The organism is Streptomyces sp. NPDC043427 (assembly GCF_056436655.1).
This window is the reverse complement of record NZ_JBWKCC010000031.1, coordinates 1-19139: the sequence shown is the minus strand read 5'-3', so window position 1 is coordinate 19139 and position 19139 is coordinate 1. Positions and strand designations below refer to the sequence as shown.

Genomic DNA, 19139 nt, shown 5'->3' with positions numbered 1-19139 from the left:
TACGCACCCGATACGCACCCCGATACAAGGAGCCACAGGACATGGCCGACTCCAGTTTCGACATCGTCTCGAAGGTCGAGCGGCAGGAGGTCGACAACGCCCTCAACCAGGCCGCCAAGGAGATCTCGCAGCGCTACGACTTCAAGGGCGTGGGCGCCTCGATCTCGTGGTCCGGGGAGAAGATCCTCATGGAGGCGAACTCCGAGGACCGGGTGAATGCCGTCCTCGACGTCTTCCAGTCCAAGCTGATCAAGCGCGGGATCTCCCTGAAGGCTCTGGAGGCGGGCGAGCCCCAGCTCTCGGGCAAGGAGTACAAGATCTTCGCGGACATCCAGGAGGGCATCTCCCAGGACAACGCGAAGAAGGTGGCGAAGATCATTCGCGACGAGGGCCCCAAGGGCGTGAAGGCCCAGGTGCAGGGCGAGGAGCTGCGCGTCAGCTCCAAGAGCCGCGACGACCTGCAGACCGTGATCGCCCTCCTGAAGGGCAAGGACTTCGACTTCGCCATCCAGTTCGTGAACTACCGGTGATCCATGAGGAAGGGGTGGGCGCCCGTCGGCGTCCACCCCTTCCTGGGTCTTCCTCGGTCCCCTCGGCCGACTTCCCCGGTCGTCGTGCGTCAGTCGCGCGAGTTGCCGAACAGCAGGCGGTAGACGACGAGCAGCACGAAGGAGCCGCCGATCGCGGCGGCCCAGGTGGCGCCGTCGTAGAAGTCCTTGCTGATGGGGTGGTCCAGCCAGCGGGCCGAGATCCAGCCACCGATGAACGCGCCAGCGATGCCGATCAGGGTCGTACCGATGAAGCCTCCGGGGTCACGGCCCGGTAGCAGGAACTTGGCGATGGCTCCGGCCAAGAGTCCCAGGATGATCCAGCTGATGATGCTCATGTCCTGAACCTGCCCTTCCGTGCTGTGCCCGCACTGTCCCGGCACTGTGTTTTAGATCCTGACGGGCAGTTCTTTGCCTTGCTGTGCGGCACTGTGCCGCGTCCTGCTCGCTGTGAGGTTCCTCACGGTTCTTCGTCGGCCTCGTCGGCCTCTTCGGCCTCGTCGCGCCATTGTTCGTGCCGTGTTGATGAAGAGGACGTCACGGCTCCGCCTGCCGGTTGCAGCGATCAGTAGGGTGCGCGTCATGACTCAGCCCGGATCTGCCTCCGACTCCGCCGAACTGCGGCGCACCCTGGGCGTCGGGGACGCCGTCGTCATCGGGCTCGGCTCCATGGTCGGCGCCGGGATCTTCGCCAGCCTGGGGCCCGCGGCGCACGCGGCCGGGTCCGGGCTGCTGCTCGGGCTCGCCGTGGCCGCGGTGGTCGCCTACTGCAACGCCATGTCGTCGGCGCGGCTGGCCGCGCTGTATCCCGCCTCGGGCGGCACGTACGTGTATGGGCGCGAGCGGCTCGGTCCGTTCTGGGGGTATCTGGCGGGCTGGTCCTTCGTGGTCGGGAAGACGGCCTCCTGTGCGGCGATGGCGTTGACGGTCGGGGCGTACGTCTGGCCGGGGCAGGCGCACGCGGTCGCGGTCGCGGCCGTGGTCGCGCTGACCGCGGTGAACTACGGCGGCATCCAGAAGTCGGCGTGGCTGACGCGGGTGATCGTGGCCGTGGTGCTGGCCGTCCTCGCCTGTGTGGTGGTCGTGTGTCTGGGGTCGGGGGCCTCCGACGCGGGGCGCCTGGACATCGGGGCCTCGGAGGGTGCGCGCGGGGTGTTGCAGGCCGCCGGTCTGCTGTTCTTCGCGTTCGCCGGGTACGCGCGCATCGCGACCCTCGGCGAGGAGGTCCGGGATCCGGCACGCACCATTCCCCGCGCGATCCCGCTGGCCCTGGGCATCGCGCTCATCGTGTACGCGGCTGTCGCGATCGCCGTCCTTTCCGTGCTGGGTGCGGAGGGGCTCGGTCACGCGGGCGCGCCGCTGGCCGACGCGGTACGGGCGGCTGGGGCGGCGGGGCTGGTGCCGGTGGTGCGGGTCGGTGCCGCCGTGGCCGCGCTGGGCTCGCTGCTCGCGCTGATCCTGGGTGTCTCGCGTACGACGCTCGCCATGGCCCGGGACCGGCATCTGCCGGGCGCGCTGGCCGCCGTGCATCCGCGCTTCCAGGTGCCGCACCGGGCGGAGCTGGCCGTGGGCGCGGTCGTCGCGGTCCTCGCGGCCACGGTGGACGTGCGGGGCGCGATCGGGTTCTCCTCCTTCGGTGTACTGGCGTACTACGCGGTGGCCAACGCCTCGGCCTGGACGCTCGATTCGTCTCCGGCGGCGCGGGTGGTGCCGGCGGTGGGGCTCGTCGGGTGCGTGGTCGTGGCGTTCGCGCTGCCTGGGGTTTCGGTGGTCGTGGGCGCGGCCGTGCTGGCGGTGGGCGTGGTCGCGTACGGCGTACGGCGGTGGGGGGCCGCCCGGTAGCGGGACGGGGCCCGGCAGCGGGGCGGACGGGGCCTCTGTGTCGTGAACGGCCGGCGCATACGGCTGGTTCCCTCAGCGGCCGCGGGTGCCGCTGGTTGCCTCAGCCGGCCGCGAACGGCTGGTCCGTGGGCACGATTTCGCGGCCCAGCGGGAGCAAGGAGACCGGGATCAGCTTGAAGTTGGCGATGCCGAACGGGATGCCGATGATCGTGAGGCACAGGGCGATGCCGGTGGCGATGTGGGCGATCGCCAGCCACCAGCCCGCCAGGATGAGCCACAGCACGTTGCCGACGCAGGAGGGGGCGCCCGCGTCGCGCCGCTCGATCGTCGTGTAGCCGAACGGCCAGAGGGCGTAGACGCCGATGCGGAACGCCGCCAGGCCGAACGGGATGCCGATGATCGTGATGCAGAGCAGGAGGCCCGCTGCGAGGTAGCCGAGGAACAGCCAGAAGCCGCTCAGGACGAGCCATATGACGTTGAGGATGGTCTTCACTGGTAGCGACCTGCCATCTTCTCGAGCCGGGCGATGCGGTCCGCCATCGGCGGGTGAGTGGAGAACATCTTGGAGAAGCCCTGTCCCGGACGGAACGGGTTCGCGATCATCATGTGGCTCGCGGTCTCGATGCGCGGCTCGGGAGGCAGCGGAAGCTGCTTCGTGCCCGCTTCCAACTTGCGCAGGGCGCCGGCCAGGGCGAGGGGATCTCCGGTGAGCTGGGCGCCGGAGGCGTCCGCCTCGTACTCCCTGGAGCGGCTGATGGCGAGTTGGATGAGGCTGGCGGCGAGCGGGCCCAGGATCATGATCAGGAGCAGACCGAGGATGCCGGGGCCGTCGTCGTCGTCCGAGCGGCCGATCGGGATGAGCCAGGCGAAGTTGACCAGGAACATGATCACCGAGGCGAGCGCGCCGGCGACCGATGAGATCAGGATGTCGCGGTTGTAGACGTGGCTCAACTCGTGGCCGATGACGCCGCGCAGTTCGCGCTCGTCCAGGATGCGCAGGATGCCCTCCGTGCAGCACACGGCGGCGTTGCGCGGGTTGCGGCCGGTCGCGAAGGCGTTGGGTGCCTCCGTCGGAGAGATGTACAGGCGGGGCATGGGCTGGCGGGCCTGGGTGGAGAGGTCGCGGACCAGCCGGTAGAGGGCCGGGGCCTCGAACTCGCTCACCGGGCGGGCACGCATCGCGCGGAGCGCCAGCTTGTCGCTGTTCCAGTACGCGTACGCGTTGGTGCCGAGGGCGACGATGAGCGCGACGATCAGTCCTGTGCGGCCGAAGAAACTGCCGATGAGGATGATGAGTGCGGACAGTCCCCCGAGGAGGACTGCCGTCCTGAGCCCGTTGTGCCGGCGGTGCACGGTACGCCCTCCAAGTCGTGCGGCAGGGGCAACCCTTTGCCTGTGAAGTCGTCTGTGGTGTCTCCGATGCCACTGGTGCCGTGGTGTCACGTCCAGTGGACCCTCCCGTACTGGTCAACGCCAGGCAGGGGCCACGGGTTCCCTGGTGCGGACGGCGGCGCGCGTGGGCCGTCCGGGTGACGGCTGGTGGTGCGGGGTACGCGCGCGTGACGGGCGGGTGCCCCACGCGCGCGTACGGGATGCGCCGAGGGCTCAGAAAAGTCCGGTGTCGGTGAAGCGCAGGACCAGTTGGGGAGCTCCCGACAGGGCGATGCCGAGGACCGCGGTGAGGGTGATGGCCGCCGTGAGAGGGGCGGGGAGGCGATGCTTCTCGGGCTCGCCCTCGGGGGCGCGGAACAGCAGGGCGGTCCACTGGAGGTAGTAGAACAGCGCGATCACCACGTTGACGGCCATGACCACGGCCAGCCAACCGAGGCCCGCGTCGACGGCCGCGGAGAAGACGGTGACCTTCGCGAAGAGACCGATGATGCCGGGCGGCAGACCGGCCAGGCACAGCAGGAAGAAGGCCAGCAGGAGGGCCGCGACCGGGTTCCTGGCGTACAGGCCCTGGTAGTCCGTCACGCGGTTCAGGGTCTTCGTACGGCCCACGACGGCGGCGACCGCGAAGGCGCCGAGGTTCACGGCGGCGTACATGAGGGCGTAGGCGACCGTGGAGCCGATCGAGTGTTCGGGGTCGTCGGAGTAGGCGGCCGCGGCGATCGGTACGAGGAGGTAGCCGGCCTGGCCGACCGAGGACCAGGCGAGCAGCCGTACCGCGCTGTACGCGCGCGTGGCCTGCTGGCGCAGGGCTCCGACGTTGCCGACGGTCATGGTGAGGGCGGCGAGCGCGGCGAGCGCGGGGCCCCAGGCGTCGGCGTACGACGGGAAGGCGACGACGGTGACGAGGATGAGACCGGAGAAGCCGACCGCCTTGCCGACGACCGAGAGGTAGGCGGCGATGGGGAGCGGTGCCCCCACGTAGGTGTCGGGCACCCAGAAGTGGAAGGGGACGGCGGCCGTCTTGAAGGCGAAGCCGACGAGGGTGAGGACGACGCCGGTCTGGGCGAGGGTCTGGAACTGTCCGTCGACGTGCTGGATGCGGTCGGCGACCTGGGTGAGGTAGAGCGTGCCGGTCGTCGCGTACACGAAGCTGATGCCGAGGAGGCTGACGGCGGTGGCCGTGACGGACGACAGGAAGAACTTCAGGGCCGCCTCGGAGGACCGCTTGTCGCCGTGCCGGATGCCGACGAGGGCGAAGGCGGGCAGGGAGGCGACCTCCAGGGCGACGACCAGGGTGGCCAGGTCGCGGGAGGCGGGCAGGAGGGCCGCTCCGGCGGCGGAGGACAGCAGCAGGAACCAGAACTCCCCTTCGGGGAGTTCCTTGCGGGCGTCCTTCAGTGCGGTGACCGACAGAAGGGCGGCGAGGAGTGCGCCACCGAGGACCAGGAACTGGATGACGAGCGTGAAGCGGTCGGCCGTGTAACTGCAGACGTCGGCGTCGCCGGTCAGGCAGAACGTGGAGCGGTCGCCGTCCAGGAGGGGCAGCAGCAGGAGCGCGGAGGCGGCCAGTCCCGCGACGGAGACCCAGCCGAGTACGGCCTTCCTGGCGTCGCCGACGAAGAGGTCGGCGACGAGGACGACGAGTCCGACGACCGCCGCCAGGGTGGGCGGTGCGATCGCGAGCCAGTCGACGGACTGGACGAGGGAGCTCATCGGTTGCCTCCTGCAAGGAGCTGCTGCACCGCCGGGTCGGTCAGGCCGAGGAGGGCCCTGGGCCAGAGACCGGCGACGACGGTGAGGACGACGAGGGGGGTCCAGGCCGCGAACTCGTACGTGCGGACGTCGGTGAGCTTCGGGGCGTCCTGCGGGGCCGCGCCCATGCAGACACGCCGGACCACGACGAGCAGGTAGGCGGCCGTGAGCAGGGTGCCGAAGGCGGCGATCGCCGTGAAGGTGAGGAAGGCGGGCCGGCTGAGGTCGTCGGCCGGGTCGAACGCGCCGAACAGGGCCAGCATCTCGCCCCAGAACCCGGCAAGGCCGGGCAGTCCCAGGGAGGCGACCGCGGCGAAGGCGAGCAGGCCGCCGAGGCGGGGCGCCTTGCCGTAGAGCGCGGCGCCGGTCTCCTCGGCGAGGGTGTCCAGGTCGGACGTGCCTGTGCGGTCCTTCAGCGCGCCGACCAGGAAGAACAGCAGGCCGGTGATGAGGCCGTGGGCGATGTTGGCGAACAGGGCGCCGTTCACGCCGGTCGGGGTCGTGGAGGCGATGCCGAGCAGCACGAAGCCCATGTGGCCGACGGAGGAGTAGGCGATGAGGCGCTTGAGGTCGCCCTTCGCCCCCTGCTTGGCGAGGGCCAGGCAGGCGAGGGATCCGTAGATGATGCCGACGACGGCGAAGGCGGCGAGGTAGGGCGCGAAGGTGTGGAAGCCGTCGGGCGCGACCGGCAGGAGGATGCGGACGAACCCGTACGTGCCCATCTTCAGCAGGACACCGGCCAGCAGGACCGAGCCGACGGTCGGCGCCGCGGTGTGGGCGTCGGGCAGCCAGCTGTGCAGCGGCCACATCGGCGTCTTGACCGCGAGCCCGATCCCGATCGCCAGAACGGCGATGACCTGCACGGATGTGGTCAGCGACCGGCCGTTGTCAGTGGCGAGTGCCACCATGTCGAATGTGCCCGCCTTGATTCCGATCAGGAGCAGGCCGAGCAGCATGACGACGGAGCCGAGCAGTGTGAAGAGGATGAACTTCCAGGCGGCCTGGGTTCGTTGCTCACCGCCCCAGCGGGCGATGAGGAAGTACATCGGGATGAGGACCGTCTCGAAGGCGAGGAAGAACAGCAGCAGGTCGAGGACGGCGAAGGTGGCGAGGGTGCCGGTCTCCAGGACGAGCAGGAGCGCGACGAAGGCCTTCGGGGACGGGCCCGCGGGCGGCTTGAAGTAGGAGTAGAGCGCGCAGAGGAAGGTCAGCAGCGCGGTCAGGACCAGAAGGGGGAGGGAGATGCCGTCGATGCCGAGGTGGATCCGCACGTCGAGTGCGGGGATCCAGCTGATGTCGGTCGTGGCCTGCATCTTCGACGGATGGTCGTGGTCGAAGCCGAGCGCGAGGACGATCGCGGCGATGAGGATCACGCCGGTCACGGTCACGCCGTGCCGCAGCACGGCCTGCTCGGGTGACTTCCCCTTCAGCCCGGGCGGGGCGGGAAGGAGAGCGGCGGCGGCGCCGAGGAGCGGGCCGACGACGACGAACGCCAGAAGGAACTGCATCACGGACTCGTTGATATCGATCACGCCTGCTCACGCTCCCGTGGCGACGAGAAGGGCGGCGACCGCCAGGACGACGGTGCCGGCGAGCAGCGCGCTCACATAGGTCTGGACGTTGCCGGTCTGGGCGCGCCGTACGGCGGCGCCGAGGAGGCGGGGCAGGGCGCCCGCGCCGCTTACGTAGGTGTCGACGACCTCGCGGTCGAGGAACCGGACGAGACTCGCTCCGGCCTGGACCGGGCGGACGAACAGCGCCCGGTACACGGCGTCGAGGTGGAAGCCGACGGCCGCGTGGCGGTGCAGCGGGCCGAGCAGCAGCCGCCCCGGGTCCGCCGGGTCGGGGGCGGAGGCCACGTCTCCGTAGGCGGGCGCGTGGCTGGCGATGGCCTCGGCCTCGACCAGGGCGGCGTCGCCCTCGGGGTGGGCTGCGACCGCACCCAGGGGCACGCGGGCCGTGACGGCGGTGGTGTGCCGCCAGGCGCCGTAGGTGACGATGCCGCCGACCAGGGCGATGCCCGTGCCGAGCACGGAGGTGGTCAGGGTCGGGGTCAGGTCACGGCCGTCGAACCAGTCGGGGAGCACGCGGTAGGCGAACGCGCCGAGCGCGAGGGACGGTACGGCGAGCACCCACAGCACGACGGTCATCGTCAGGGGCTGCCTGCCGTGGTCGGGGGCCTCGGCGCCCCGGCCGCGGAAGGCCAGCAGCCACAGGCGGGTGGCGTAGGCGGCGGTGAGCAGGGCCGTGACCAGGCCGGCGACCAGGATGATCCAGCCGACGGCGGCGGGGGCGTGCTCGGTGTGGCCGGTGGCGACGTGTTCGGCGGCGCCGAGGACGGACTCCTTGGAGAAGAAGCCACTGAAGGGCGGGATCGCCGCGAGCGCGAGGAGCGCCACGGTCATCGTCCAGTAGGCGTCGGGGACGCGGTCGCGCAGGTGGCTCATGCGGGACATGGCGGCCAGCGAGTTGGTGCCGGCGGCGTGGATGATCACGCCGGCCGCGAGGAACAGCAGCGCCTTGAAGGCGCCGTGCGAGAGGAGGTGGAAGACGGCGGCACCGCGGTCGCCGACGGCGAGGGCGCCGGTCATGTAGCCGAGCTGGCCGATCGTCGAGTAGGCGAGGACGCGTTTGATGTCGTCCTGAGCGAGCGCGGCGAGGCCGGAGCCCGCCATCGTCACGGCGGCCATGACGGCGAGGACGACCAGTGCGGCCTGGGAGGCCTGGAAGACGGGGAGGAGCCGGGCGACGAAGTAGACACCGGCGGCGACCATCGTCGCGGCGTGGATCAGCGCGGAGACGGGTGTGGGGCCCGCCATCGCGTCGGGGAGCCAGGTGTGCAGCGGGAACTGCGCCGACTTGCCCGCCACGCCCGCGAGAAGCAGCAGGGCGATGACGGTCGGGTGGTCGAGTCCACCGTGCGCGACGGCGCCGAGGACCCTCGTGATGCGGAAGGAGCCGACCTGGGTGGCGAGGGCGAACAGGCCGATGAGGAAGGGGACGTCACCGAGCTTGGTGACCAGGAAGGCCTTGATGGAGGCGGCGCGGGCCTCCGGGGTCTCCCAGTAGTGGCCGACCAGGAAGTAGGAGCAGATGCCCATGACTTCCCAGCCGACCAGCAGCACGATCAGGTCGCCGGAGTAGACGACCAGGAACATCGCGGAGGTGAACAGGGAGACGAGGGCGGCGTACGAGGGGTAGCGCGGGTCGTCGCGCAGGTAGCCCGTCGAGTAGATCTGCACGCAGCAGGCGACGACGCCGACCATGACGGCGACGAGGGCGGCGAAGCCGTCGATGTACAGGGCGAGTTCGATGGGGACGGAGCCGGTGGGCGTGAGCTCGGTGGTGGCGTTCACCGCCTGGTCGCCGCCCTGGCGTACGGCGACGATCGCGGCCAGGACGAGGGAGGTGAGCGTCGGGAGGACGGCGAGCGGGCGGACGAAACCAGGGGCCGTGCGGCCCAGGAGCAGGCCCGCGACCGCGCCCAGGAAGGGAAGGAGGGGGACGAGGACGGCGAGGGTGGTCGTGGTCACGCGGTGGCCTCAGCCTTCTTCGTCCGCTCGGTCGGCTCGGCCGTCCCGGCGTCGCCGGCGGGGCCGTCGCTCTCGTGGCCCTCGGCGGTGTCGCGGAGCTTGTCGATGTCGGCGGTGCCGCGGTTGCGGTGGACGGCGAGGACGATCGCCAGGCCGATGCCGATCTCGGCGGCGGCGATGGCGATGGTGAACAGGGTCAGGGCCTGGCCGGAGTGCAGGGTCTCCTCGGCGGCGCGGCTGAGCCAGACGTCGAAGGCGACGAGGTTGAGGTTGACGGCGTTGAGCATCAGCTCGACCGACATCAGGACCAGGATCGCGTTGCGACGGGCGAGGACGCCGTACAGGCCCGTGCAGAAGAGGAGGGCGGAGAGGACGGCGGGATAGGCGAGGTGCATCAGCGGGCACCTTCCTGCTCGGAACCCTCTGTGACCGACCGGGAACTCTCGGTGGCCACCCGGGCGTTAGCCGAGGGAGAGCCCGACTCCGCCTTCGCCTTGCGGGACAGGACGATCGCGCCGACCAGGGCCGCGAGCAGGAGGACGGAGAGGGCCTCGAACGGGAGCACCCAGTTCTGGAAGAGGCTCGCGCCGGTGGCCTCGGTGGAGCCGACGGCCGGGCCGTCGAGGTCGATCCAGGTGGTGCGGAAGGCGTCGACGACGACCCATACCAGGGCCGCCGCCGCGGCGACGGCCACGGTGAGGGCGGCCCAGCGGTTGCCGGAGTCGGCGTCCGGGGAGCGGCCGATGGGGGCCCGGGTGAGCATCAGACCGAACAGGAGGAGGACGACGACGGAACCGACGTAGATGAGGACCTGCACCCAGGCGATGAACTCGGCGGTGAGCAGGAGGTATTCGACGGCGAGGGCGCCGAGGGTCACCACCAGCCACAGGGCGGCGTGCACCAGCTGTTTGGTGGTGACGGTGACGAGCGCGGCGCCGAGGGTGACGAGGCCGACGAGGAGGAAGGCGATCTCGACGCCGGTCGGGGAGAGGAAGCCGTGCTGCGCGGCGGCAAGGGTCACGACTCGCCTCCAGCCGGGTCGGTCGGCTCCGCCTGCGCGGCCGCCAGCTTCTCGGCCGTCTTGCGAGCCGCGGCGATCTCCTTGGGTTCCTCCGCGGCGGGGTCGAGGGCAGGCGGGGCCGGGACGGTCCACATCCACTCGCGGAGCTTGTCGCGTTCGTGGGTGAGGTCGCGGATGTCGGTCTCGGCGTACTCGAACTCCGGGGACCAGAACAGGGCGTCGAAAGGACAGACCTCGATGCAGATACCGCAGTACATGCACAGGGAGAAGTCGATAGCGAAGCGGTCGAGGACGTTGCGGCTGCGTTCGCGGCCGCCCGGGGTCGCCGCCGGGACCGTCTCCTTGTGGGAGTCGATGTAGATGCACCAGTCGGGGCACTCACGGGCGCACAGCATGCAGACCGTGCAGTTCTCCTCGAACAGGCCGATCACGCCTCGGGTGCGGGGCGGGAGGTCGGGCTGGGCGTCCGGGTACTGCTCGGTGACGGTCTTCCTCGTCATCGTGCGGAGGGTGACGGCCAGGCCCTTGGCGAGGCCTGCGCCGGGAATGGGGGCCATGGTTACTGGATCACCACCTTGACGATGCCGGTGAGGGCGATCTGGGCGAGGGAGAGGGGGACGAGGAGGGTCCAGGAGAGCTTCTGGAGCTGGTCCTCGCGCAGGCGCGGGTAGGTGACCCGCAGCCAGATGACGATGAAGGCCAGCACCGCCGCCTTCAGCAGGGTCCAGACCCAGCCGAGGCCGTCGGCGCCCCATGGGCCGTGCCAGCCGCCCAGGAAGAGGACGGTGGTCAGGCCGCACAGGACGACGATTCCGGCGTACTCGGCGAGGAGGAAGAGGGCGAAGCGGAGGCCGGTGTACTCGGTGTACGCGCCGAAGATGATCTCCGAGTCCGCGACGGGCATGTCGAAGGGCGGGCGCTGGAGTTCGGCGAGGCCGGCGACGAAGAAGACGATCGCGCCGACGATCTGCCAGGGCAGCCACCACCACTCGAAGGCGTCGAGGATGCCGGGGATGGAGACGGTGCCGGCCGCCATCGCCACCGAGGCGGCGGTCAGCAGCATCGGGAGTTCGTAGGCGAGGAGTTGGGCGGCGGTGCGCAGGCCGCCCAGGAGGGAGAACTTGTTGGCGGAGGCCCAGCCGGCCATGAGCGAACCGAGAACGCCGACGCCCATCACGGCGAGCACGAAGAAGACGCCCGCGTCCAGCACCTGGCCGACCGCGCCCTCGCCCGGGCCGATGGGGATGGCGAGGAGGACCAGGAGGTACGGCAGCAGGGCAACGGCTGGGGCGAGCTGGAAGATACGGCGGTCCGCGCCGGTCGGGACCACGTCCTCCTTCTGCGCGAACTTCACGCCGTCCGCGATGAGCTGGGCCCAGCCGTGGAAGCCGCCGGCGTACATCGGGCCGAGGCGGCCCTGCATGTGCGCCATCACCTTGTGCTCGGTCTGACCGACGATCAGAGGAAAGGTGAGGAACACGCCGAAGACGATCAGGAGTCGCAGAGCGACGTCGAGAGCGTCGTTCACTGCCGGCCTCCTGGGGGGTTCTCGGGGGTGCGGGTGTCCTTGCCGGGGGTGGACTCCTGGGCGGGGCCCGGCTCGTCGGGGGTTCCGGGAGGTGCCGGAGCTCCGGAGGCGGGAGGTGACTTCGGGCCGGCTTCGGCGGCGGGCGCCGAGGCGGGCTCGGGCTTCGGCCCGGCATCGGGCTTCGGCCCTGCATCGGGCTTCGGCCCTGCATCGGGCTTCGGCCCGGCATGGGGCTTCGGCTCGGCGTCGGGCTTCGGCTCGGCGTCGGGCTTCGGCCCAGCTTCGGGCTTCGCCTCGACGTCGGGCATCGGCCCGGCTTCGGGCTTCGGCCCAGCTTCGGGCATCGACCCAGCTTCAGGCGTCGCCTCGATGTCCGGCGTCGGCCCAGGTGCCGGGTCCGGCTCGGCCGTCTGGTCCGGCTCCGCTGCCTGCTCCGGTTTCGCGGTCTGCTCCGGCTCAGGCTTCCGATTCGGCTTGGGTTCCGGTTCGTTGAAGGCCGGGCGGGCGTGGTGCCAAGGGGCGTCGGAGCTACGGGGGGCCGCGGGGGCCTTCGGCTCCGGGGCCTCGGCGGGTGCCGACCGCTGGGAGGACGAGCCCTCGCTCGCGCTGCGGGAGCGGCGGGCGCCGCCCGGGGCGCCGGACGCTTCCGTGACCTGCGCCCGCTGTGACGCCGAGCCCTCGGACACCCTCCGCGAGCGGCGGGGGCCCGCGGCCGGGGCACCGGGCGTTTCCGCGTCCTGCGCCTGCTGCGATGCCGAGGGCGCGGCCGTCGGGGCCTGGCTCGTCGACGGCTCAGGCGCGGGAGCTTCGCCGGCCGACGGCTCGGTCGGGGGAGCCTCGGGTGCCGGAGTCGCGGCCTCGGCGGCCTGGCTGGCCGAGCCCTCCGCTGTCGTACGGGTCCGCCGTACCGGACGCTCGCCGGCAGCCCGCGCGGGGCGTTCGCCGGCGGCCCGCGCCGGGCGCTCCCCCGCCGCACGTCCCGCTCCGCGTGCTGGGCGGGTGGGGGCAGGGGGGAGCTGGCCCTTCAGCGGGCCCCATTCGTTCGGGTCCGGGACGCCTGGGGGAAGCATCTGGCGGCGCTTGGGGCCGCCGTGGTCGGACTCGCCCGGTTCCTTCGCGCCGGGCCAGGCCTTGGCGACACGGGCGGCGAGGACGAAGTCCTTGCGAAGGGGGTGACCCTCGAAGGTCTCGGGGAGGAGGAGGTGGTCGAGGGCCGGGTGGCCCTCGAAGGCGACGCCGAACATTTCGTGCGTCTCGCGTTCGTGCCAGGCCGCGCCGGCGTAGACGTCGACGGCGGAGGCGAGGACCGGTGCCTCGTGGGGGACGGTCGTACGCAGGAGCAGGCGGCGCACCGGGGACAGCGCCGCCACGTGCGCGGCGATGCGGAAGCCCGTGCCCGGCTCGTCCACCGCGCTCAGCCAGTCGAAGTAGGTGCAGCCCAGGCGGTCCCGGGCCGTCTCCAGAGCCGTGATCCAGGCGGCCGGCGGGACGTCCACGGTCAGGATGTCGTAGGACTCCTCGGCCGTCGCCTCCGTACCGAAGAGGTCCTCGGCGGAGGCGGGCAGCCAGCCCACGGCGGTCATCGCGCGTCTCCCGAAGCGGACTCGGCTCCCGAGGCAGACCCAGCCCCGGCCCCGGTTCCCGAAGCAGCTCCGTCGGCCGGTGGCCGTACCAACCCGCTCTGGAGCGCCGCCGTGGACGGGCGGGGCGGCGTGCCGTACCGCTCGTGCAGGGATTCGCGGGCGATCTTCTCCTGGAGCTTGAGGATGCCCTGGAGGAGGGCCTCCGGGCGGGGCGGGCAGCCGGGGACGTAGACGTCGACGGGGATGATCTGGTCGACGCCCTTGGTGACGGAGTAGGAGTCCCAGTAGGGGCCGCCGCAGTTCGAGCAGGCGCCGAAGGAGATGACGTACTTCGGCTCCGGCATCTGCTCGTACAGGCGCTTGACCGCCGGGGCCATCTTGTCGGTCACCGTGCCGGAGACGACCATCAGGTCGGCCTGGCGGGGGCCCGGGGCGAAGGGGATCACGCCGAGGCGGATGAAGTCGTGGCGGGCCATCGACGCGGCGATGAACTCGATCGCGCAGCAGGCGAGGCCGAAGTTGAAGACCCACAGGGAGTACCGGCGGCCCCAGTTCAGGACCACCTTCATCGGCTCGGGGGCCAGCCGGGCGAGTGCGCCCAGCCGCTTCGGCTCGGGAAGCAGCACGGGCTCAGGGGTGGACGGGGTCACGTCCATGCCAGGACCCCCTTCTTGTACGCGTAGAGCAGGCCCACGGCCAGAAAGCCCAGGAAGATGAACATCTCCACGAGGGTCGTCGCGCCGTAGCCGGGCGCGGCGAAGACCGTGGCCCAGGGGAAGAGGAAGATCGAGTCGACGGCGAAGATCACGTACAGGAACGCGTAGACGTAGTAGCGGACCTGGGTGTGCGCCCAGCCCTCGCCGACGGGGTCCACTCCGCACTCGTACGTCAGGAGCTTCTCGGGGGTGGGCACGACCGGGCGCAGCAGGCGGCCGGCGCCGAACGCGACGGCGACGAACAGCACGCCGACGAGCGCGAGCAGTCCGACGACCGAGTACGACTGGAAGTAGTCCGCCGCGACGACGACCGTCGGGTCGCTCACCGTTTCGCGCAGCGTCTCCGACAACGTCTGCCCCTCGCTCCCTGGCCTCGACAGTGTTCGACGATCTGTACGCACGCGAGTCTAGGGCCTGCTAAAGAGAGCGTAAGCAGCCCGTCACGCCTTGAGCAGCAGGGGCAGGGGTGCGGTGGAGCCGGGGTGGGGCTTTCCCCCGTCGGCTGAGGGCGGCCGACCTCATGGCGCGGGGGGCCTGTGGCGCGGCAGGCTGACCCGTATGACCGCATCCAACTCCGCCTCCCGACCGGGAGATGCTCAGGGCGAGGCCTTCCTGCCCCCCGCCCGGTTCGCCCTCGACTCTCAGACGTGGAAGGAGATCGCGCATCTCCTGGCGAACCTGCCGATGTCGCTGATCGGCTTCAGCTATGTGATGACGGTGATGTTCACCGGCGCCGGGCTGAGCATCACCGTGATCGGGCTGCCGCTGCTCGCGGTGGGCCTGGCGGGAGCCCGACAGCTGGGCCGGTTCGAGCGGGCCCGGGCGCGGGCGCTGCTCGGGGTGCGGATCGACGAGCCGAGCGCGCTGCCCCGGCGCGGGCGGAACTTCCTCCAGCGGATGTGGCAGGCGCTGAAGGATCCGGTGGGCTGGCGGGCCGGGCTGTACGAGCTGATCCGGCTGCCATGGGGCATCCTCACCTTCGGCCTGACCCTGACCTCGCTGTTCGTGCTGTGGCCGGTGCTGCCGTTCCTGGCGCGCGGGCTCACCAACGTGGACCGGGCCCTGGTGCGCGGGTTGCTCTCCCCCTCGGACGAGCTGGAGCGCCGTATCGCCGAGCTGGAGTCCGACCGGGGGGTGGTGGTCGACACGGCCGCCGCCGACCTGCGGCGCATCGAGCGGGATCTGCACGACGGGGCGCAGGCGCGCCTGGTCAACCTGGCGATGGGGCTCGGTCTGGCGAAGGAGAAGCTGCTGGAGGACCCGGACACGGCCGCCTCGATGGTCGAGGAGGCGCACGGCGAGGTGAAGCTCGCGCTGCAGGAACTGCGCGACCTCGCCCGGGGCATTCATCCCGCCGTCCTCACCGACCGCGGCCTGGACGCGGCGCTGTCGTCGGTCGCCTCCCGCTGCACCGTGCCGGTGAAGGTGACGGCAGACCTGCCGTCGAGACCGGCGGCGGCGATCGAGGGCATCGCCTACTTCACGGTCTCGGAACTGCTGCAGAACATCAGCAAGCACAGCGGGGCCAAGTCCGCGGCGGTGGACGTGTGGCGGACGGACGACCGGCTGCTGATCCAGGTCTGGGACGACGGCCACGGGGGTGCGCGCCTCGACGGCGGTACGGGCATGAGGGGGCTGGCGGAGCGCCTCGGCGCCGTCGACGGTCTGTTCGTCGTCGACTCACCGCCCGGGGGGCCCACGACCGTGACGGCGGAGCTGCCCTGGCGCGACCGGTCCTGAGGCGACGGGCCCGGTTCCGGGTCTGCGGCCGCCGGTGCGGCTGCGGGGTAGGGAAAACCCCCGTTCCGAGACGCCGACGGACTCCATGGTCCGGAGGGCCGCCGCCCGGGAGGGTGGAGGTACGACAGCCGGGGCGCAGGACGAACAGAACGGACGGGACCGATGGCCACGCAGTACGGGGAACACGGGGAGTTCGGGGAGTACGGACAGGGGTTCGGCTTCCAGGAGACCGGTCGGCGGCACCGGCTGCCCACCGCGCTGCGGGCGCCGCTCGAGGCACGCCACTGGGGCGAGCTCGCCTACGTCCAGCTGAGCCTGCCGATCAGCATCGTGCTCTTCACCTACGCCGTCACGATGGTGTCGCTGGGGGCGGGCCTGCTGGTGACGTTCCTGGGCGTTCCGGTGCTGGCGGGGGCGCTGGCGGGCGGCCGGGGCATCGGTGTGCTGGAGCGGGCGCGGGCGCGGGCGCTGCTCGGCCTGGAGGTCGCCGACCCGGAGCCGCTGCGGGTACAGAAGAGCGGCCCTCTGGGGTGGATGGGCGCCGTGCTGAAGAGCGGCACGTCGTGGCGGCACATGCTGTACTGCGTGCTCCATATGCCGTGGGCGGTGTTCTCCTTCGCCGTCTCGGTGGTCTTCTTCTCGTGCGGGTGGACGCTGCTGACGTACCCGCTGTGGTTCTGGGTCTTCCCGATGTACGGCGGCCAGGGCGGTATCCAGCTCTACGGCGACGAGACGCACCAGATCTACCTGGACAACCCGTTCGAGATCACCGTGACCGCGCTGGTGGGGCTGTTGTTCACGATGGCGACGCCGTGGATCGTGCGGGCGCTGACGATGGTGGACCGGCTGATGGTGCACGGGCTGCTCGGGCCGTCGCTGCTGGCGTCACGGGTGGTGGAGCTGGAGTCCGACCGGGGGGTCGTGGTGGACACGGCGGCGGCCGATCTGCGGCGCATCGAGCGGGATCTGCACGACGGGGCGCAGGCGCGGCTGGTGGCGCTGGCGATGGATCTGGGGCTGGCGAAGGAGAAGCTGTCGGAGGACCCGCGGGCGGCGGCGCGGATGGTGGACGAGGCGCACGGTGAGGTGAAGACGGCGCTGCAGGAGCTGCGGGACCTGGCCCGTGGGATTCATCCGGCGGTGCTGACGGACCGGGGGCTGGACGCGGCGCTGTCGGCGGTGTCGTCGCGGTGCACGGTGCCGGTGAAGGTCGAGGTGGATCTGGCGGAGCGGCCGGCGCCGGCGATCGAGGGGATCGCGTACTTCACGGTGTCGGAGTTGCTGCAGAACATCAGCAAGCACTCGGGTGCGACGTGGGCGGCGGTTGATGTGTGGCGGGTGGAGAACCGGTTGATGTTGCAGGTGGTGGACAACGGGGTGGGCGGTGCGGATGCCTCCGGCGGGTCGGGGTTGGCCGGGCTGGCGGGGCGGTTGGACGCGGTGGACGGGATTCTGGTGGTGGATTCTCCGGTGGGTGGGCCCACTCGGGTGACGGCGGAGTTGCCCTGGCGCGGGTGAGGTGCCCGTGCCCTGCGGCTCGGCGAGCGTTGGGCGGTGGGGGTTCGCCCCCGCCGCCCTTACCCGTCCCATCCCCAGGGGCTCCGCCCCTTCGACCCCGCCAGGGGGCTCTGCCCCCTGGACCCCCTTCGGCCTGAACGGCCTCGTCCTCAAACGCCGGACGGGCTGAGTTTCCGGACCGGCTGAGGTTTCCGGACCGGCTGAGTTTCCGGACCGGCTGAGTTCCCGGACCGGCTGGGTTTTTCCGGCGCCGTGATCGACAACGCGTCACGCGAAGGCTGAATTCCGGCGTGTCGCCGCCCTGTTCCCCTTGCTCGGGCGCGCCGGGGTCCCGATGCTGGAATGCTGGACTCGTTCCATCGGACGGGCGCCGCGCGGACGTGCGGGCCGGGGTGGGCGAGTCGGGCTGTGGGGGGCCGAAGGACGTGGAGGACAGGGTGCGGGTGGTCATCGCCGAGGATTCGGTGTTGCTGCGGGAGGGCCTGACCCGGTTGCTGACCGACCGCGGGCACGAGGTCGTCGCCGGGGTGGGGGACGCGGAGGCGCTGGTCAAGACGATCACGGAGCTGGACGCCGAGGGCCAGCTGCCCGACGTGGTCGTGGCGGACGTACGGATGCCGCCGACGCACACCGACGAGGGGGTGCGGGCGGCCGTACAGCTGCGCAGGGCGCATCCCGGGCTCGGGGTGCTGGTGCTGTCGCAGTACGTGGAGGAACGCTACGCCACCGAACTGCTGGCCGGTTCCAGCCGCGGGGTCGGCTATCTGTTGAAGGACCGCGTGGCCGAGGTGCGCGAGTTCGTGGACGCGGTGGTGCGGGTCGCCGACGGCGGTACGGCGCTGGACCCCGAGGTGGTCGCGCAGCTGCTGGGGCGCAGCCGCAAGCAGGACGTGCTCGCGGGGCTGACGCCCAGGGAGCGGGAGGTGCTGGGGCTGATGGCGGAGGGGCGTACGAACTCCGCGATCGCCCGGCAGCTGGTGGTGAGCGACGGGGCGGTGGAGAAGCACGTCAGCAACATCTTCCTGAAGCTCGGGCTGTCCCCGAGTGATGGGGACCATCGGCGGGTGCTGGCGGTGCTGACGTACCTGAACTCCTGACGGTGAGGGCGACAGGTGACCCGGATGGCGGGTGGGCGCTGTGCCGGTAATCCAGCGTCGATCGACTCGCGGGCCGTAGAACCCGAGAACCGGGCAACGGACAAGGTGCGTCTTCAAGGGAGCGTCGGGGGGCGGGTGAATCGTGGCAAGTCAGGTCATCGGGAGCACGGCGTGGCGGGGCGCCGAGGCGCCTCGAAGCGGCGACCATCATGTGGATGTCCGAGGTAAGGCAACCCTCACAGACGTAGGGTTGATCCAGGGAGGGCCTCCGGGAAGGCCGCTCCCCGACAGCCGCCTCGAGGGAGGTCCAGTTCAGTGACCAGTCAGGTCAGCAGCGCAGCGGAGCAGGCCGACGGAACCGTCGTGGGAGAGCAGCGCAAAGCGAACGGGGTGAAGGATGTCCGTCGCCTCGATCGTGTGATCATCAGGTTCGCAGGTGACTCGGGTGACGGCATGCAGCTCACCGGAGACCGTTTCACGTCGGAGACGGCGTCCTTCGGCAACGATCTGTCGACCCTGCCGAACTTCCCCGCCGAGATCCGGGCGCCGGCCGGAACCCTGCCCGGGGTGTCCTCGTTCCAGTTGCACTTCGCCGACCACGACATCCTGACGCCCGGGGACGCGCCGAACGTGCTCGTGGCGATGAACCCGGCCGCCCTGAAGGCGAACATCGGCGACCTGCCGCGTGGTGCGGAGATCATCGTCAACACGGACGAGTTCACCAAACGGGCGATGACGAAGGTCGGCTACGCCACCTCGCCGCTTGAGGACGGCTCGCTCGACGGCTACCAGCTCCACCCGGTCCCCCTGACCACGCTGACGGTGGAGGCGCTGAAGGAGTTCGAGCTCTCCCGCAAGGAGGCCGAGCG

The 19139-nt window shown here is 71.1% G+C and carries 19 protein-coding genes; 6 read left to right on the top strand and 13 right to left on the bottom strand.

The window, feature by feature from the left end:
• The first annotated feature begins 41 nt into the window (after positions 1–41).
• A complete protein-coding gene (locus AC067M_RS35650; protein ID WP_478701183.1) occupies positions 42–530 on the top strand; it encodes a YajQ family cyclic di-GMP-binding protein in 489 nt (162 codons plus the stop codon).
• Between the two features lie 89 nt (positions 531–619).
• On the opposite strand, the gene AC067M_RS35645 is transcribed toward AC067M_RS35650, so the two are convergent.
• On the bottom strand, positions 620–886 hold the full coding sequence (locus AC067M_RS35645) for a GlsB/YeaQ/YmgE family stress response membrane protein (protein ID WP_133927722.1): 267 nt from the start codon (positions 884–886) through the stop codon (positions 620–622).
• 244 nt (positions 887–1130) lie between these two features.
• On the opposite strand from AC067M_RS35645, the gene AC067M_RS35640 reads away from it, so the two are divergent.
• Positions 1131–2390 (top strand): APC family permease, encoded by a 1260-nt coding sequence (locus tag AC067M_RS35640; protein WP_478701182.1) that lies wholly within the window; start codon positions 1131–1133, stop codon positions 2388–2390.
• 100 nt (positions 2391–2490) lie between these two features.
• On the opposite strand, the gene AC067M_RS35635 is transcribed toward AC067M_RS35640, so the two are convergent.
• The 12 genes from AC067M_RS35635 to AC067M_RS35580 all read right to left on the bottom strand — a co-directional run bounded on the left by AC067M_RS35635 (position 2491) and on the right by AC067M_RS35580 (position 14265).
• A complete protein-coding gene (locus AC067M_RS35635) occupies positions 2491–2883 on the bottom strand; it encodes a YccF domain-containing protein (RefSeq protein WP_478701181.1) in 393 nt (130 codons plus the stop codon).
• On the bottom strand, positions 2880–3743 hold the full coding sequence (gene htpX, locus AC067M_RS35630) for a zinc metalloprotease HtpX (protein ID WP_478701180.1): 864 nt from the start codon (positions 3741–3743) through the stop codon (positions 2880–2882). Before htpX ends, AC067M_RS35635 begins: the two co-directional genes overlap by 4 nt.
• Positions 3744–3995: 252 nt before the next feature.
• Positions 3996–5495, bottom strand: coding sequence for an NADH-quinone oxidoreductase subunit N (locus tag AC067M_RS35625; RefSeq protein WP_478701179.1), 1500 nt, complete (start codon positions 5493–5495; stop codon positions 3996–3998).
• Positions 5492–7066 carry an NADH-quinone oxidoreductase subunit M gene (locus AC067M_RS35620; RefSeq protein ID WP_478701178.1) on the bottom strand — a complete coding sequence of 525 codons (1575 nt, stop codon included), beginning with the start codon at positions 7064–7066 and terminating at the stop codon, positions 5492–5494. The genes AC067M_RS35625 and AC067M_RS35620 overlap by 4 nt, the downstream gene beginning before the upstream one ends.
• A 6-nt stretch (positions 7067–7072) precedes the next feature.
• Positions 7073–9067, bottom strand: coding sequence for an NADH-quinone oxidoreductase subunit 5 family protein (locus AC067M_RS35615; RefSeq protein WP_478701177.1), 1995 nt, complete (start codon positions 9065–9067; stop codon positions 7073–7075).
• Positions 9064–9462, bottom strand: coding sequence for an NADH-quinone oxidoreductase subunit NuoK (nuoK, locus tag AC067M_RS35610; protein ID WP_478701176.1), 399 nt, complete (start codon positions 9460–9462; stop codon positions 9064–9066). The genes AC067M_RS35615 and nuoK overlap by 4 nt, the downstream gene beginning before the upstream one ends.
• Entirely contained in the window at positions 9462–10088 is a 627-nt protein-coding gene (locus AC067M_RS35605) for an NADH-quinone oxidoreductase subunit J family protein (RefSeq protein WP_478701175.1), read from the bottom strand. The genes nuoK and AC067M_RS35605 overlap by 1 nt, the downstream gene beginning before the upstream one ends.
• Positions 10085–10645 (bottom strand): NuoI/complex I 23 kDa subunit family protein, encoded by a 561-nt coding sequence (locus AC067M_RS35600; protein WP_478701174.1) that lies wholly within the window; start codon positions 10643–10645, stop codon positions 10085–10087. The genes AC067M_RS35605 and AC067M_RS35600 overlap by 4 nt, the downstream gene beginning before the upstream one ends.
• A 2-nt stretch (positions 10646–10647) precedes the next feature.
• Complete coding sequence (locus tag AC067M_RS35595) at positions 10648–11616, bottom strand: complex I subunit 1/NuoH family protein (RefSeq protein ID WP_478701173.1); 969 nt, start codon at positions 11614–11616, stop codon at positions 10648–10650.
• Positions 11613–13199 carry an NADH-quinone oxidoreductase subunit C gene (locus AC067M_RS35590; protein ID WP_478701172.1) on the bottom strand — a complete coding sequence of 529 codons (1587 nt, stop codon included), beginning with the start codon at positions 13197–13199 and terminating at the stop codon, positions 11613–11615. Before AC067M_RS35590 ends, AC067M_RS35595 begins: the two co-directional genes overlap by 4 nt.
• Positions 13196–13855, bottom strand: a complete 660-nt coding sequence (locus AC067M_RS35585) for an NADH-quinone oxidoreductase subunit B (RefSeq protein WP_478701171.1) — start codon at positions 13853–13855, stop codon at positions 13196–13198. The genes AC067M_RS35590 and AC067M_RS35585 overlap by 4 nt, the downstream gene beginning before the upstream one ends.
• Positions 13846–14265 (bottom strand): NADH-quinone oxidoreductase subunit A, encoded by a 420-nt coding sequence (locus tag AC067M_RS35580; RefSeq protein ID WP_478701170.1) that lies wholly within the window; start codon positions 14263–14265, stop codon positions 13846–13848. The genes AC067M_RS35585 and AC067M_RS35580 overlap by 10 nt, the downstream gene beginning before the upstream one ends.
• A gap of 208 nt (positions 14266–14473) precedes the next feature.
• On the opposite strand from AC067M_RS35580, the gene AC067M_RS35575 reads away from it, so the two are divergent.
• The 4 genes from AC067M_RS35575 to AC067M_RS35560 all read left to right on the top strand — a co-directional run.
• The gene (locus AC067M_RS35575) at positions 14474–15655 is read left to right on the top strand and encodes a sensor histidine kinase (protein ID WP_478701169.1); all 1182 of its coding nucleotides are present in this window, start codon (positions 14474–14476) and stop codon (positions 15653–15655) included.
• 162 nt (positions 15656–15817) lie between these two features.
• A complete protein-coding gene (locus AC067M_RS35570; RefSeq protein WP_478701168.1) occupies positions 15818–17173 on the top strand; it encodes a sensor histidine kinase in 1356 nt (451 codons plus the stop codon).
• Between the two features lie 425 nt (positions 17174–17598).
• Positions 17599–18270 carry a LuxR C-terminal-related transcriptional regulator gene (locus AC067M_RS35565; protein WP_478701167.1) on the top strand — a complete coding sequence of 224 codons (672 nt, stop codon included), beginning with the start codon at positions 17599–17601 and terminating at the stop codon, positions 18268–18270.
• 315 nt (positions 18271–18585) lie between these two features.
• A partial coding sequence (locus AC067M_RS35560) for a 2-oxoacid:acceptor oxidoreductase family protein (protein WP_478701166.1) occupies positions 18586–19139 on the top strand: 554 nt, incomplete at its 3' end.